Source organism: Agrobacterium sp. NPDC089420, from assembly GCF_044900305.1.
GTDB lineage: Bacteria > Pseudomonadota > Alphaproteobacteria > Rhizobiales > Rhizobiaceae > Agrobacterium.
In genome coordinates, this window is the sequence record NZ_JBJDMY010000006.1 from 255,344 (window position 1) to 268,662 (window position 13,319).

Here is a 13,319-nt window from a genome sequence, read left to right on the forward strand (position 1 = left end):
GTCAGAAGAGTTTGAGCCGGGTCTTGGGTTCGGCGTCCGCACCGGATTTCTTGACGCCGGGGTCATCCGGCGCGCCGCCAAAAAACGGTACGGCTTCCGCCTTCTCGTCCGCGGCTTCGGTTTCAGCCGGCGCTTCGATCGTGACGGGCTTTTTCTCCTTTGGGACCGATACGGCCGGCTTGACCTCGATCGGCACCGCCGCGGCAGGTTTCGGCTCCGGCTGAGGCCCGGGGGCAGATTCAACGATAATCGTCTTCTCCGCCGGTTCGGCTCTTGCGGGGGCCGCGGCAATCGCATTTTCGATTGTCAGGTCTTCGACCGGACCTTCGAGCTGGCCGAAGGGTGCTTTCCATTCGAAGGCGTCGAGACGACCGGTGACGGGCGAAACCGGCAGCCATTTCTCGGAGACAATGCCGTCGGCCACCCATGCCGGGTCACGCGGCGCGCGCAGCGCCTGCGCCATCCAGTAGCGCACCCGGCCCTGATCGCCGGTTTCGGCCTCCTCGATATCGGCCATCAGCAGGAAGACGCTTTCACGCGGCTCGATACGGGCGGCGGCTTCGGCCTTGGCCCGCGCCTTGGCGAATTCCTTGGCGTCGAGCGCTGCCTGTGCCACGGCAAACAGGGATTCGATATTGTTGGGTTTCAGGCTTTCGAGTCGCTCCGCCCGCTTCAGCCGGTCGATGGCGGTATCGCCGCTGCGCGCACGGACATAAAGTTCGGCGATCTGCGGGTGCGGATCGTTCTTCCAGACGGGTTCCAAGACCGTGGCGGCCTTGCGCAGATTGTCTTCGCGCAAATAGGATTTGGCCGCGATCAGCGCCGCCGGAACGAGGCCTTTGGCGAGCTTGAGAGCATGCTTGGCATCCTCGCGTGCACCGACCGGATCGCTTTCCAGCTTTTCGCCGGCTTTTGCGGTGAGAAGCACGGCTTTCAGCCGTTCTGCTTCACCGCGTTCGATGACGCTGGCCGCCTTCTGCTGGTCGAGCAGGCGGATGGCATCGTCCCATTGCCCGTTGCGGCAGCGGTTTTCCAGTGTCGCCTGCGCTGCCCATGGCAGGTAAGGGGCTTTTTCCGCTGCGTCCTCGGCATATTGCTGGGCGGCTTCGTAAGCGCCCTGACGGCGCGCCTCGATATAAAGGCCGCGAAGGCCAAGCTCCCGGGTTTCGGGATCTCGCGCCATCGCCTCGAACTTGCGCCGCGCCTCGTCATATTTGCCTTCGATGAGATCGGCCTGCGCATCGAGCAGGTGGATCAGTGGTTCCTGATCGGCGCTGAGCAAACCTTGCGTGCGGGCGGTCATCTTGCGGGCGAGAATGGCATTGCCGGCGCCGGCGGCAATGAGGCCGGTGGAGAGCGCCTGATAACCGCGGTCGCGCTTGCGGGCACGAAAATAACGCCGGGCGGCATTGGGCGAGGTCCAGATGGCGTTGACAATCCACCAGACAAGCATGACCGCGGCAACCAGCGCCGCGATGATGGAGGCGGCGACCATCAGGCTCATTTCGATCAGCTGGCCCTGCCAGACGATGGAGAGCATGCCCGGCCTGTCAGCCAGCCAGGAGAAACCGAAACCGAGCGCCAGAACGATAAGGGCGAAAGTCAGAATTCTGGTCATGCGCTTACCCCTGCCTGCCGGTGCTGGTGAGGGCGCGGTTCAATGTGTCGCCCACCAGATTTTCGACCTCGATGCGCGCATCCAGCGATTTCTTATAGTCGGCGGACGCTGTTTTGGCCGCCTCGGGAAGCCCGTTCCATTCAAGTGCCGCGCCCTGCAGATCGCCGTTGCGCAGCTTGTTTTCCATGCGTGCGATCATAGCGTCAGGTGTCTCGCCCGCGATATTTCCGACCGGGCGGACCTTCACCAGCGAAAAGGCGCTTTCCGTCAGGCGCTCGATAATACCCTGATTGGGGTCGGGCTGGTTGATGGCAGACAACATCGCATTGGCGGCATCGGGGAATTTCTGCATCAGCTCCGAACGCGACGGCACGCCGATTGCGGCGAAGGATTGCAGCGAAGCGATGGCGGGATCATCGGGCGTGACCCTGGAGAGCGTATCGAGTTCCGTGAGGAACGGACCGCCGCGATCGATCGCGGCCTTCAGCGCCGCAGAAGCAATGGCGCGGGCGACTTCGATATCGTCACGCGGTTCGTTGATCTTGGCTTCCGCGTCAGCAAGACGTCGCGTCAGTTCGGCCGTCGCCGAGGACTGCGCGGATCGCTCGGATTGAAGGGCGGCTTCCAGCGCCGTGATTTTTTCCGAAAGCCCATCCACCTGCGGGGTCTCACCCTTTGCGCTTTCGAGCGTCGCAATGCGCTGTTCCAGCGCCGAGGTATCCGCTGCAGGCGCAGTGGCGAGTTGCTGCCGCAGGTTGGTGATATCGGTTTTCAGTGCGGCGATCTCGTCGCCTCCCGCCCCGCCTGCATTAAACGACGGCAGGATGCCCGCATATTGCATGCTGCCGGCGGCGGCGAGCGCCACAAGGCCGCCGACGATCCCGGCCGCGATCAGGCCCGAGGTTGCCGCCTGTCTGCGCTCTGCCTGCTGTGGGTTGGCCGGTCCCGGCGATGAGGTCGTGGTCGAGGATTTCGCAGCGGAAGCGCTGCCGGCTGGTGTGGAAAACGCCGTGGAGCCGAAAGCAGGTTTCGAAGCCGCAGCAGCGCTTGCAGCGGCACCCGTTCCGGCAGCACCTGCTGTCGTCGGTTTCGCATCGGCTTTGGGCGGAACAGGAGCCGGCGAAGCGGGCTCCTTGCCCTTGTCCCCCGTGCTTTCAGCCGTCGGCCCGGCGGCTTTGGGGTCCACTCTGCCGACATTGGGTTCTGGCTCGATAGGGGTTTTCTTGGGTTGGTCCCAGATGGGGGCCGTATTGCCCGTTGCGGCCGCTTCAGGCTTCTTTTGCGAGACGCCCGGTTCCATCGTCGTCGCCGGCGTTTTGTCACCGGGCTTTTCGTCCGTCTTGGCAGCGTCCACGTCGGCGGAAATCGGTTTCACGTCTTTCGCGTCCAGGTCGATCGTGACCGGTTCGGCTTTGGACTTGGAGTGGCGTGGCGGCTTTCCCGATACCATGACAACCTCATTTCTGCCTGCAGTAATCTAAACCTAGTCAGTGACGGCGGCAAAGGAAAGAGGCGAGCTCGAATTAGGTTCCAGAGTTGGGGCGCAGAAGTTCAAACATCGCGGCCTCGCTTGGTTCTTCGGCGGCCTCGGCACGAAAGATTTCCGGAACAAGGGAAAGCACATTGCGGCTGATGCAGATGAATTTTGTCGCTGCCAGGGCTGTCTTGTATTTTTCCGTCGATGCATGGCTGAAAAAGGCCCGTGCCGCTTCCGATGAATACAGCAGGACGATATCGGCAGCGGTGTCGAGAAGGGCCTTATCGAGCATTTCTTCGGCGATGTTCGAGGGCAGCATCTCGTAGCAATCGACCGTTCTGAAGGGAACGCCCGCAGCGGCAAGGCCTTCCTCGAAGACCGAACCGCGCGGCCTGCCGGCGAGATAAAGCAGGGGTTGTTCTTCGGAAAGAAGAGCGAGGTGCTCCGTTACCAGCGCCGTCAGACCCAGGGCATCGCCGGAGGCGGTTAATATCTGTCCGAAGCCGGCTTTTTCCGCCGCCTGCGCCGTTGCCCCGCCGACGGCAAAAAGCGGTTTCGACAGATGCGGAGCCAGCCGCTCTCCGAATGGGTCCAGCGCCCGTACGGCTTCCGCGCTGGTCACTGCAATGGCCGCCAACGGGCCGGAGAGCGCCGAGACGGCGCGTTCACCGTGATGAACGGGGTGAAACAGCGGAAGCGACACCGGCTCATGGCCGAGTGCTGCAAGCTTTGCGGCCGTCCTTTCGCCCGAACGCTGCGGCCGGGTGACGACGATCCGCATCGGTTCAGCTCCAGCCTTCGAAGAAAGTGCTGCCCGCCTTGGCGCGCACGTCTTCGCCGGCCTGTCTGCCGAGTTTCGCCGCATCCTGGCGGTTGCCGGAGACTTCGATCCCGTGGCTCGTCTGGCCGTCGGGAGTAAGGATGAGGCCGGAAAAATGCAGATCCACACCGTCGCAGGTGGCATAGCCGGCAATCGGTGTGCGGCAGGAGCCGTCAAGTGCGGCCAGAAAGGCGCGCTCACAGGTCACGGCGTCGAAAGTCGGCCGGTCGTTTATGGGGGCAAGCAGCGTATCCATGCGCGTGTCGCCGATACGGCTTTCCACACAGATCGCGCCTTGCGCCGGAGCGGGGGGGAATTCTTTCGGATCGAGAATTTCCGTCGGCACATTGTCTTTTCCGAGCCTTTTCAGGCCGGCAAAGGCAAGAAGCGTTGCATCCGCCTGGCCTTCTTCCAGCTTGCGCAAGCGGGTATCGACCAGGCCGCGAAAAATGATGACGCTGAGATCGGGTCGCAGACGGCGGATCAGCGCCTGGCGGCGCAGGGAGGCGGAGCCGACAACCGCGCCATGTGGCAGTTCCATAAGCTTCGGTGCGGTGCGGCCGATGAAGGCGTCGCGCATGTCTTCCCGTGGCAGGAAGGCGGAGAGATGAAGGCCTTGTGGCAAAACGGTCGGCATGTCCTTGGAGGAGTGCACGGCAATATCGAGTTCGCCGGAGAGAAGCTGGTTTTCCAGTTCCTCGGTGAACAGGCCCTTGCCGCCGATTTCCGACAAAGCGCGGTCGGTGATCCGGTCGCCCTTGGTGGACAGCACGACGATTTCGAACATCTCTTCCGGCAGACCATTCGCTGCCATCAGCCGGCTGCGGGTCTCGTAAGCCTGCGCAAGCGCCAGAGGGCTGCCGCGCGTGCCGATTCGGAAAGGTTTTGTTTGCATCCGCGTCTATCCATTGTTACCGGAGTTGTCTTAGACCAACTCCGCGCATGATCGCAATGAACGAACAGATTTGATGACCCCCTTTCTTCGTATCCTCGGCATAGAGACCAGCTGTGACGAAACCGCTGCATCCATTGTGGTTCGGCACGCGGACGGCCGCGGCGAGATCGTCTCCGACGTCGTTTTGTCGCAGCTTGAGGAACACAGCGCCTATGGCGGCGTGGTGCCGGAAATTGCCGCGCGCGCCCATGTCGAGGCGCTGGATACGCTGGTGGAAGAGGCGCTGGAACAGGCGGGTGTGACGCTTGCCGATGTCGACGCCATTGCCGCCACATCCGGTCCCGGCCTCATCGGTGGCCTGCTGGTAGGCTTGATGACCGGCAAGGCGATCGCCAGGGCGGCCGGCAAGCCGCTTTACGCCATCAATCATCTGGAAGGCCACGCGCTGACGGCGCGGCTGACGGATGGTCTGTCTTTCCCCTACCTGATGCTGCTGGTTTCCGGTGGTCATACCCAGCTGGTGCTGGTGCGCGGTGTCGGCGACTATGAGCGCTGGGGCACCACCATCGATGACGCGCTGGGAGAAGCCTTTGACAAGACCGCGAAACTTCTGGGCCTGCCCTATCCCGGCGGACCTGCGGTCGAGAAGGCGGCGGCGAAGGGTGATCCGAACCGTTTTCCGCTGCCGCGCCCGATGGTCGGCGAGACCCGGCTCGACTTTTCCTTTTCCGGCCTGAAGACGGCGGTACGGCAGGCGGCGACCGCCATCGCACCGCTTTCAGAGCAGGATATTGCCGATATCTGCGCCTCTTTCCAGAAGGCGGTGTCGCGCACCCTCAAGGATCGCATCGGCCGCGGCCTTGCCCGTTTCAGCCAGGAGTTTCCGCATCTGGAAACCAGACCCGCGCTGGTGGTGGCTGGCGGCGTGGCCGCCAATCAGGAAATCCGCCACACGCTACAGGCGCTTTGCGATAGCCACGGTTTCCACTTCATCGCGCCGCCGCACCGGCTCTGCACCGACAATGCCGCGATGATCGCCTGGGCCGGGCTGGAGCGGATGGCCGATGGCAGGCAAGCCGATCCGCTGGACATTCCGCCACGCTCGCGCTGGCCGCTCGATGGCAGCGCGGAAACTTTGATCGGTTTCGGTAAAAGGGGAGCCAAGGCCTGATGCAGCGGGAAAAAATCGTCGTCATCGGTGCCGGCGCCTTCGGAACCGCGCTTGCCGTCGTCATTGCGCTGGAAAACCGGCATGACGTGACTTTGCTCGGCCGCGATCCTTCGCTGATGGCCGATCTTAGGAGCGACCGTGTGCACGAGGCGGCCCTGCCGGGCGTGGACCTGCCGGAGGCGCTCGAATTCTCGGCAGAAGCGGATGTGCTGGCCGGGGCCGGCATCGTGCTCTTCGCCATGCCATCGCAGGCCCATGCCGACGCGGCCCGCCATTATGGTCCTTATCTGGCTAGTGATTCCATCGTCGTCACCTGCGCCAAGGGCATCGACCGCAGCTCCGGCCGCCTGCTGACGGAGCTTCTGGAGGCGGAACTGCCGCATCACCCGATCGCGGTCCTTTCCGGTCCGGGCTTCGCTGCCGATATCGCCCGCGGACTGCCGACCGCCATGGCGATCGCGGCGGAAGACGCGGCGGTTGCCGAACGGCTGGCGACCACGATTTCCGGCAGGACCTTCAGGCTTTATGCTTCCACTGACCGCATTGGCGTGCAGCTTGGCGGGGCGTTGAAGAATGTGCTCGCCATTGCCGCCGGCATCGTCGAAGGCGCGGGTCTTGGCGATTCAGCCCGGGCGGCGCTGATTTCGCGTGGCCTTGCGGAAATGTCGCGTCTCATCGTTGCCATGGGCGGCAAGGCCGATACGGTGCGCGGCCTTTCAGGCCTCGGCGATCTGGTGCTGACCGCCACCAGCCACCAGTCGCGAAACCTGCGTTTTGGCATCGCGCTTGGCCGGGGCGAGGGCAAGGACATGTTCGGCGGGCTGGTGGAGGGCGCTTTCGCAGCTGCCGTCGCCGCCCGGCTTGGAGAAAGTCATGCCGTCGACATGCCGGTTACTGAAGCCGTGGCCGCCATTATCGATGGCAATCTGGATGTGGCGAGCGCCATGCAACAATTGATGACGCGGCCCATCACCACCGAATGAGGGCGGGTCTTTTCTCCAAGCCGCTGACGCTCTTGGAAGACATGTTTTAACGAGGAGACGACAATGCTGTTTGCGTTTATCTGCAAGGACAAGCCCGGCCATCTGAATGTGCGCATGGAAACGCGCCCGGCCCATCTGGAACATTTGAACAAGCTGAATGCCGAGGGCACGCTGAAGATCGCCGGGCCTTTCCTGGACGCCGAAGGCAAGCCGAATGGCAGCCTCGTCATCGTGGAAGCCGCTGATATCGATGCGGCGAAGGCGCTTGCCGATGCCGATCCCTATGCCAAGGCTGGCCTGTTCGAAAGCGTTGACGTGAAGCCCTATAATTGGGTCTTCAACAATCCGGGAGCGTGAGCGGGCATGACGAATTACTGGCTTTACAAGTCCGAACCGTTCAAATGGTCCTGGGAGATGCAGAAGGCCAAGGGCGAGGCGGGCGAAGAATGGACCGGCGTGCGCAACTATCAGGCGCGCAACAACATGCGCGCCATGCAGATCGGCGACAAGGGTTTCTTCTACCACTCCAATGAAGGGCTGGATGTCGTCGGCATCGTCGAAGTCTGCGCATTGTCGCATCCGGACTCGACCGCCGAAGGCGATCCGAAGTGGGATTGCGTGGATATCCGCGCTGTCTGCGACATGCCGCAGCCGGTTTCGCTGAAGGATGTGAAGGCCAACCCCAAGCTGGCGAAGATGTCCCTGGTCACCTCCATGCGGCTTTCCGTGCAGCCGGTAACGGAAGAGGAATATTACGAAGTCTGCCGTATGGGCGGCCTCGCCAATCCGCCGAAATCGCCGGACTGATACCTCGGTGAGGACCGATCCCGAACGCTTCATTCTCGACAATACCGGCGTCATGCATCCGCCGCATGTGCCGGAATTGCGCCTTCATCTTGCCACTGAAGCCCATGATCTGTGGCTGAAGACGGAGGAGGAGCTGGAAGAGATTGGCCTGCCGCCGCCCTTCTGGGCCTTTGCCTGGGCCGGCGGGCAGGGGCTTGCCCGTTATGTTCTCGATCACCCTGACAGCGTTTGCGGCAGGCGCGTACTGGATTTCGCCAGCGGCTCCGGGCTGGTCGCCATCGCTGCGGCAAAAGCCGGTGCCGGCACGGTTCTGGCCGCCGATATCGATCCGTGGACGCAAACGGCCATCCGGCTGAATGCGGCGCTTAACGGCGTGGATATTCGTTTCACGGGGCTGGATCTGGTCGGTAAGCCGGTGGAGGCGGATGTTCTGCTGGCGGGCGACGTGTTTTATGACCGCGCCTTTGCCGATCTTCTGGTGCCGTGGTTTCTGGAGCTGACGGAAAAAGGCGTGAGCGTGCTCGTGGGCGATCCCGGGCGGGCCTATCTGCCGAAAGACCGCCTTCGCGCCGAGGCGACCTATCAGGTGCCGGTGACACGGGCGCTGGAAGACAGTGAAGTGAAAAAGACCACGGTGTGGCGTTTCATCTGACCGGAGCGTTTGGCATTTTTATTGGAAATGCCTCAGGGCCTGATAATGCAGACGCCATGTTCATAGGCGCAGGCATTGCCCGCGGTTTCGGCCTGGACGTTGATGATTTTAGCCTTGGGCGCAAGTTGTGCGGCCGGCGTATCCGATACTCCTCTTCGCGCAAACCCGCCGCCGATCGCGAAATAATTGCCGTTGCCGCGGACCCGCAAGGCCGATATCGCGCCCACATACGTGCCGCCGGAAAGGGTTGACGGCAGCCCGTCCGTGGAGAAACTTACCTGCGATTGACGGTGCCGATTATCATGGCGACTATGAAAATCCTCTGCCGCTGCCGGAGGCATGAAGGTGAAAATGACGCCTGCGACCATCATGGTCGGGACGGCGATTCGGCGCTGTAACATGAGCCTCATGCTCCGGTTTTTTGAGGTTAACCAATGGTAAATTACACCTTTTCTGATTTACGTAAAGGTAAATATTTTGAGGGCGTAAATCTTGGAAACGCTCGATTTTTTATTTTGACGCAAAAAAAATCCAAAAAAAATTCGTGAACCAATCGATTAAATTGGAATCGGTCGTGAAATGTGCTTGTGGTGATGCTCCCATGTGATTAAACGTCGCGGTTGGTGCAATGCACATTCTTTCGTCATGTGCTGTTGCTTGGGGGCGCCCTGTCTTGATGGGCGCACGGGAAAACGCCGCGAGGTTCTGATGGCGAATGTGACAAATAACCGGCCTCTGTCGCCGCATCTTCAAATCTACAAGCCTATCCCGACGATGGTCGCATCCATCGTGCACCGCATCACGGGCGGCGCGCTTTATTTCGGAACGCTTCTGGTCGCCTGGTGGTTGATCGCGCTTGCTTCCGGTCCGGCCTATTACGATTGGGTCAGCTGGGCGATGGGCACGATCATCGGTAAGCTTGTCCTGATCGGATACACCTGGGCTCTGGTCCACCACCTGCTGGGCGGTCTTCGCCATTTCATGTGGGATCTGGGGCATGGCTTCGAAAAGCACTTTACCACCAAGCTGGCAAAGGCCTCGTGGGTCGCGTCGATCTGTCTGACCGCGCTGATCTGGGTCATTGTCCTGATCGTGCGCTGAGGAGATTTTTCATGGATATGCGTACACCTCTCGGAAAGGTTCGCGGTCTCGGCTCCGCCAAGGAAGGCACCAATCATTTCCTGCGCCAGCGCGTCACCGCGGTCGCCAACGTTCCGCTGCTGATCTTCTTCGTGGTCTTTCTCATCAAATATGCCGGCGCGCCCTATCCGGAAGTCGTCGCCGCGCTGTCGAACCCGCTCGTTGCGGTCATCATGGCTCTGGTGCTGGTTTCCGGCCTCATTCACATGAAGCTCGGCATGCAGGTCATCATCGAAGACTACGTTCACGCCGAGGTTTCGAAGCTCGTTCTTCTGATGCTCAATACGTTTTTCGCGATTCTGATTGGTGGTCTTTCCATTTTCGCCATTCTGAAAATCGCATTCGCAGGATAAGTCCGCCATGGCATCGATCAGTTCACCTTCCCAGAATGGCAAGGCCTATACCTATGTCGATCACTCCTATGACGTGATCGTGGTGGGCGCTGGCGGCGCGGGTCTGCGCGCAACGCTCGGCATGGCGGAACAGGGTTTCCGCACGGCCTGCATCACCAAGGTTTTCCCGACACGCTCCCACACGGTCGCGGCGCAGGGCGGCATTGCCGCATCGCTCACCAATATGACGCCCGACTGTTGGCAGTGGCACCTTTACGACACCGTAAAGGGTTCCGACTGGCTGGGTGACGTTGACGCGATGCAATATCTCGCCATGGAAGCGCCGAAGGCGGTCTATGAGCTGGAGCATTACGGCGTGCCGTTCTCGCGCAACGAAGAAGGCAAGATCTACCAGCGCCCGTTCGGCGGCCACATGCAGAACTACGGTGAAGGCCCGCCGGTGCAGCGCACCTGCGCCGCCGCCGACCGTACCGGCCACGCCATCCTGCACACGCTTTATGGCCAGTCGCTGCGCAACAATGCCGAATTCTTCATCGAATATTTCGCGCTCGACCTCATCATGTCGGCAGACGGCCGTTGCACCGGCGTCGTTGCCTGGAACCTCGATGACGGCACGATCCATCGTTTCTCCGCCAAGATGGTGGTGCTGGCGACCGGCGGTTACGGCCGCGCCTATTTCTCGGCGACGTCCGCCCATACCTGCACCGGCGATGGCGGCGGCATGATTGCCCGCGCCGGTCTGCCGCTCCAGGACATGGAATTCGTGCAGTTCCACCCGACCGGCATTTATGGCGCAGGCTGCCTGATCACCGAAGGCGCGCGCGGCGAAGGCGGTTATCTCGTCAACTCCGAAGGCGAGCGCTTCATGGAGCGTTATGCGCCTTCGGCAAAAGACCTTGCCTCGCGTGACGTGGTGTCGCGCTGCATGACGATGGAAATCCGTGAAGGCCGCGGCGTCGGCAAGAACAAGGACCACATCTTCCTGCATCTCGATCACCTCGATCCGGCAATCCTGCATGAGCGCCTTCCAGGCATTTCCGAAAGCGCCAAGATTTTCGCCGGCGTCGATGTGACGCGCGAGCCTATCCCGGTTCTGCCGACGGTTCACTATAATATGGGCGGTATTCCGACCAATTATTGGGGTGAAGTGCTGAATGCCGATGCCAACAACCCGGAACGCATCGCGCCCGGCCTGATGGCCGTCGGCGAAGCCGGTTGCGCCTCGGTTCACGGTGCGAACCGCCTTGGTTCCAACTCGCTGATCGACCTTGTGGTCTTCGGCCGTGCCGCCGCCATTCGCGCTGCCCAGGTCATCGACCGCGATGCGGCGGTTCCCGCGCTCGACATTGCGGCCTGCGACAAGATCATGGAACGCTTCGACAGCCTGCGTTACGCCAATGGCTCGACGCCGACGGCGGTGCTGCGTGACAAGATGCAGCGCGCCATGCAGGACGATGCGGCCGTGTTCCGCACCCAGGAATCGCTGGAAAGCGGTTGCCAGCGTCTTTCCGCCATCTGGAAGGAACTGCCCGACGTCAAGGTGACCGACCGCTCGATGGTCTGGAACTCCGATCTGGTCGAGACGCTCGAGCTGCACAACCTCATGGCCAATGCGATCACCACGGTCTATGGCGCGGAAGCGCGCAAGGAAAGCCGCGGTTCGCACGCCCGCGAGGATTTCGTCGACGGTCCGTTCGCCGGTCGCGACGACGTGAACTGGCGCAAGCACACGCTTGCCTGGGTCAGCCCGGAAGGCGACGTCAAGCTCGACTACCGCCCGGTTCACACCGACCTCATCGCCGACGGCATCGATCCGAAAAAGATCGAGCCGAAGGCGCGCGTCTACTGATTTGAGGAACTGGATATGGTTGAACTCGCTCTCCCCAAGAATTCCCAGATCAGCGAAGGCAAGGTCTGGCCGAAGCCGGACGGCGCCAAGAATGTGCGCGAATACCGCATCTATCGCTGGAACCCGGATGACGGTCAGAACCCGCGCATCGATACCTATTATATCGATGTCGACGATTGCGGGCCGATGGTTCTCGATGCGCTTCTCTACATCAAGAACAATATCGACCCGACGCTGACGCTGCGCCGCTCCTGCCGCGAAGGCATCTGCGGTTCCTGCGCCATGAATATCGACGGCACCAACACGCTTGCCTGCACCAAGGGCATGGAAGAGATCAACGGCACGGTGAAGGTTTATCCGCTTCCGCACATGCCTGTCGTGAAGGACCTTGTTCCCGACCTGTCGAACTTCTACGCCCAACACCGCTCCATCGAACCCTGGCTGAAGACGGTTTCGCCGACACCCGCCAAGGAATGGAAGCAGAGCCATGAGGACCGCCTGAAGCTGGACGGTCTTTATGAGTGCATTTTGTGCGCCTGCTGCTCCACCTCCTGTCCCAGCTACTGGTGGAATGGCGACCGTTATCTTGGTCCGGCCGTTCTGCTGCAGGCCTATCGCTGGCTGATCGACAGCCGCGACGAGGCAACCGGTGAGCGTCTCGATAATCTCGAGGACCCGTTCCGCCTTTATCGTTGCCACACCATCATGAACTGCGCGCAGGCCTGCCCGAAGGGCTTGAACCCGGCCAAGGCGATCGCGGAAATCAAGAAGATGATGGTGGAACGCCGCGTCTAAATACGATTCGCTGGCAACGGCAATTTATCCGGGCCGCGGTCTCAGCCGCGGCTCTTTTTACAACCGTGCCTGGGAAAATTCGGTAAAAATCGACCGAAATGGTAATTATCCCGGCCATCGCTTGCGCAAGATAAGGCTTTGGTAATAATTCAGCCTTCTTGTTTGATCATGGTCTTTCCGGAAGCGAGAGAATCGGGAGCTTGATATGCAATTCAGATATGTGGTGACGGGCCTTGCGGTTGTGATGAGTCTCGCCGGTTGCCAACGTACCTCCTATGATTACAACAACAGCGGCAATAATCCCGGTTATACGCCGCCCTTGCAGGCGCAGCCCGTTCCCTCCGTGCAGTCCGGTGCCTTGCCGCCGCCGGGTGGCGCTTCGGGTGGTCAGTTCCCGTCGGCGCCCGCCTCGGCAACGCCCGGTGGCACCGACCTTGCTTCCGCCGCTCCGCCCACCACCGCGCTCGACGTTACCAAGGAATCCATGGTCGGTAACTGGCGCGTTTCCAATGGCGGCGCGAATTGCGACATGTTCCTGACGCTTACCAATCTCGGCAGCGGTTCGCGTGGCGGCACACGTGGCTGCTCCGGCGAGTTGACGGCGATGGGTTCGTGGGAAGTGTCCGGCAAGATGGTCCTCTTCAAGAACCGTTCGGGTGACACGATCGGCCGCGTCTACAAGAGCGCCGATGCGCGCTTTGACGGCACGACCAATAGCGGCCAGCCGCTCAGCCTCAGCCGATAGAGCTTTCCGGTGCA

Annotated in this window: 15 protein-coding genes; 10 read left to right on the forward strand and 5 right to left on the reverse strand. The window is 61.5% G+C overall.

Annotated elements, in window-relative coordinates; genetic code table 11:
• Position 1: 1 nt before the first annotated feature.
• From ACI2KA_RS12120 to hemC, 4 genes are all read right to left on the reverse strand, one after another.
• A complete protein-coding gene (locus ACI2KA_RS12120; RefSeq protein ID WP_404502286.1) occupies positions 2-1,618 on the reverse strand; it encodes a heme biosynthesis protein HemY in 1,617 nt (538 codons plus the stop codon).
• Positions 1,619-1,622: 4 nt separating this feature from the next.
• Positions 1,623-3,068, reverse strand: a complete 1,446-nt coding sequence (locus ACI2KA_RS12125; protein WP_404502288.1) for a COG4223 family protein — start codon at positions 3,066-3,068, stop codon at positions 1,623-1,625.
• Between the two features lie 73 nt (positions 3,069-3,141).
• A complete protein-coding gene (locus tag ACI2KA_RS12130; protein ID WP_404502290.1) occupies positions 3,142-3,876 on the reverse strand; it encodes a uroporphyrinogen-III synthase in 735 nt (244 codons plus the stop codon).
• Between the two features lie 4 nt (positions 3,877-3,880).
• Positions 3,881-4,810, reverse strand: a complete 930-nt coding sequence (gene hemC / locus ACI2KA_RS12135; protein WP_404502292.1) for a hydroxymethylbilane synthase — start codon at positions 4,808-4,810, stop codon at positions 3,881-3,883.
• A gap of 73 nt (positions 4,811-4,883) precedes the next feature.
• On the opposite strand from hemC, the gene tsaD reads away from it, so the two are divergent.
• The 5 genes from tsaD (at position 4,884) to ACI2KA_RS12160 (ending at position 8,423) form a co-directional block, all read left to right on the forward strand.
• Positions 4,884-5,981 carry a tRNA (adenosine(37)-N6)-threonylcarbamoyltransferase complex transferase subunit TsaD gene (gene tsaD / locus ACI2KA_RS12140; protein WP_404502294.1) on the forward strand — a complete coding sequence of 366 codons (1,098 nt, stop codon included), beginning with the start codon at positions 4,884-4,886 and terminating at the stop codon, positions 5,979-5,981.
• On the forward strand, positions 5,981-6,964 hold the full coding sequence (locus ACI2KA_RS12145) for an NAD(P)H-dependent glycerol-3-phosphate dehydrogenase (RefSeq protein WP_404502296.1): 984 nt from the start codon (positions 5,981-5,983) through the stop codon (positions 6,962-6,964). Before tsaD ends, ACI2KA_RS12145 begins: the two co-directional genes overlap by 1 nt.
• Positions 6,965-7,027: 63 nt before the next feature.
• Complete coding sequence (locus tag ACI2KA_RS12150) at positions 7,028-7,321, forward strand: YciI-like protein (RefSeq protein WP_052818748.1); 294 nt, start codon at positions 7,028-7,030, stop codon at positions 7,319-7,321.
• A gap of 6 nt (positions 7,322-7,327) precedes the next feature.
• A complete protein-coding gene (locus tag ACI2KA_RS12155; protein WP_404502298.1) occupies positions 7,328-7,771 on the forward strand; it encodes an EVE domain-containing protein in 444 nt (147 codons plus the stop codon).
• Positions 7,772-7,778: 7 nt separating this feature from the next.
• Positions 7,779-8,423: a class I SAM-dependent methyltransferase gene (locus tag ACI2KA_RS12160; protein ID WP_404502300.1), complete on the forward strand. Its 645-nt coding sequence runs from the start codon at positions 7,779-7,781 to the stop codon at positions 8,421-8,423.
• A 32-nt stretch (positions 8,424-8,455) separates the two neighbouring features.
• On the opposite strand, the gene ACI2KA_RS12165 is transcribed toward ACI2KA_RS12160, so the two are convergent.
• Positions 8,456-8,824 (reverse strand): hypothetical protein, encoded by a 369-nt coding sequence (locus tag ACI2KA_RS12165; RefSeq protein ID WP_404502302.1) that lies wholly within the window; start codon positions 8,822-8,824, stop codon positions 8,456-8,458.
• 307 nt (positions 8,825-9,131) lie between these two features.
• Here ACI2KA_RS12165 and sdhC point away from each other — a divergent pair, with 307 nt between their 5' ends.
• From sdhC to ACI2KA_RS12190, 5 genes are all read left to right on the forward strand, one after another.
• Positions 9,132-9,524, forward strand: a complete 393-nt coding sequence (gene sdhC, locus ACI2KA_RS12170) for a succinate dehydrogenase, cytochrome b556 subunit (RefSeq protein WP_404502304.1) — start codon at positions 9,132-9,134, stop codon at positions 9,522-9,524.
• A gap of 11 nt (positions 9,525-9,535) precedes the next feature.
• A complete protein-coding gene (gene sdhD, locus ACI2KA_RS12175) occupies positions 9,536-9,916 on the forward strand; it encodes a succinate dehydrogenase, hydrophobic membrane anchor protein (RefSeq protein WP_404502306.1) in 381 nt (126 codons plus the stop codon).
• 7 nt (positions 9,917-9,923) lie between these two features.
• On the forward strand, positions 9,924-11,765 hold the full coding sequence (gene sdhA / locus ACI2KA_RS12180; protein WP_404502308.1) for a succinate dehydrogenase flavoprotein subunit: 1,842 nt from the start codon (positions 9,924-9,926) through the stop codon (positions 11,763-11,765).
• 15 nt (positions 11,766-11,780) lie between these two features.
• The gene (locus ACI2KA_RS12185; RefSeq protein ID WP_003523509.1) at positions 11,781-12,560 is read left to right on the forward strand and encodes a succinate dehydrogenase iron-sulfur subunit; all 780 of its coding nucleotides are present in this window, start codon (positions 11,781-11,783) and stop codon (positions 12,558-12,560) included.
• Between the two features lie 205 nt (positions 12,561-12,765).
• Entirely contained in the window at positions 12,766-13,305 is a 540-nt protein-coding gene (locus tag ACI2KA_RS12190; RefSeq protein ID WP_404502310.1) for a protease inhibitor Inh/omp19 family protein, read from the forward strand.
• The last annotated feature ends 14 nt before the right edge of the window (positions 13,306-13,319 follow it).

What these genes read in the sequence shown, in the direction of transcription:
- ACI2KA_RS12185 (WP_003523509.1), top strand. Translation starts at nt 11,781, where the DNA reads ATGGTTGAACTCGCTCTCCCCAAGAATTCCCAGATCAGCGAAGGCAAG.
- tsaD (WP_404502294.1), top strand. Translation starts at nt 4,884, where the DNA reads ATGACCCCCTTTCTTCGTATCCTCGGCATAGAGACCAGCTGTGACGAA.
- ACI2KA_RS12145 (WP_404502296.1), top strand. Translation starts at nt 5,981, where the DNA reads ATGCAGCGGGAAAAAATCGTCGTCATCGGTGCCGGCGCCTTCGGAACC.
- ACI2KA_RS12155 (WP_404502298.1), top strand. Translation starts at nt 7,328, where the DNA reads ATGACGAATTACTGGCTTTACAAGTCCGAACCGTTCAAATGGTCCTGG.
- hemC (WP_404502292.1), bottom strand. Translation starts at nt 4,810, where the DNA reads ATGCAAACAAAACCTTTCCGAATCGGCACGCGCGGCAGCCCTCTGGCG.
- ACI2KA_RS12130 (WP_404502290.1), bottom strand. Translation starts at nt 3,876, where the DNA reads ATGCGGATCGTCGTCACCCGGCCGCAGCGTTCGGGCGAAAGGACGGCC.
- ACI2KA_RS12150 (WP_052818748.1), top strand. Translation starts at nt 7,028, where the DNA reads ATGCTGTTTGCGTTTATCTGCAAGGACAAGCCCGGCCATCTGAATGTG.
- ACI2KA_RS12190 (WP_404502310.1), top strand. Translation starts at nt 12,766, where the DNA reads ATGCAATTCAGATATGTGGTGACGGGCCTTGCGGTTGTGATGAGTCTC.
- sdhD (WP_404502306.1), top strand. Translation starts at nt 9,536, where the DNA reads ATGGATATGCGTACACCTCTCGGAAAGGTTCGCGGTCTCGGCTCCGCC.
- ACI2KA_RS12120 (WP_404502286.1), bottom strand. Translation starts at nt 1,618, where the DNA reads ATGACCAGAATTCTGACTTTCGCCCTTATCGTTCTGGCGCTCGGTTTC.
- sdhC (WP_404502304.1), top strand. Translation starts at nt 9,132, where the DNA reads ATGGCGAATGTGACAAATAACCGGCCTCTGTCGCCGCATCTTCAAATC.
- ACI2KA_RS12125 (WP_404502288.1), bottom strand. Translation starts at nt 3,068, where the DNA reads ATGGTATCGGGAAAGCCGCCACGCCACTCCAAGTCCAAAGCCGAACCG.
- sdhA (WP_404502308.1), top strand. Translation starts at nt 9,924, where the DNA reads ATGGCATCGATCAGTTCACCTTCCCAGAATGGCAAGGCCTATACCTAT.
- ACI2KA_RS12165 (WP_404502302.1), bottom strand. Translation starts at nt 8,824, where the DNA reads ATGTTACAGCGCCGAATCGCCGTCCCGACCATGATGGTCGCAGGCGTC.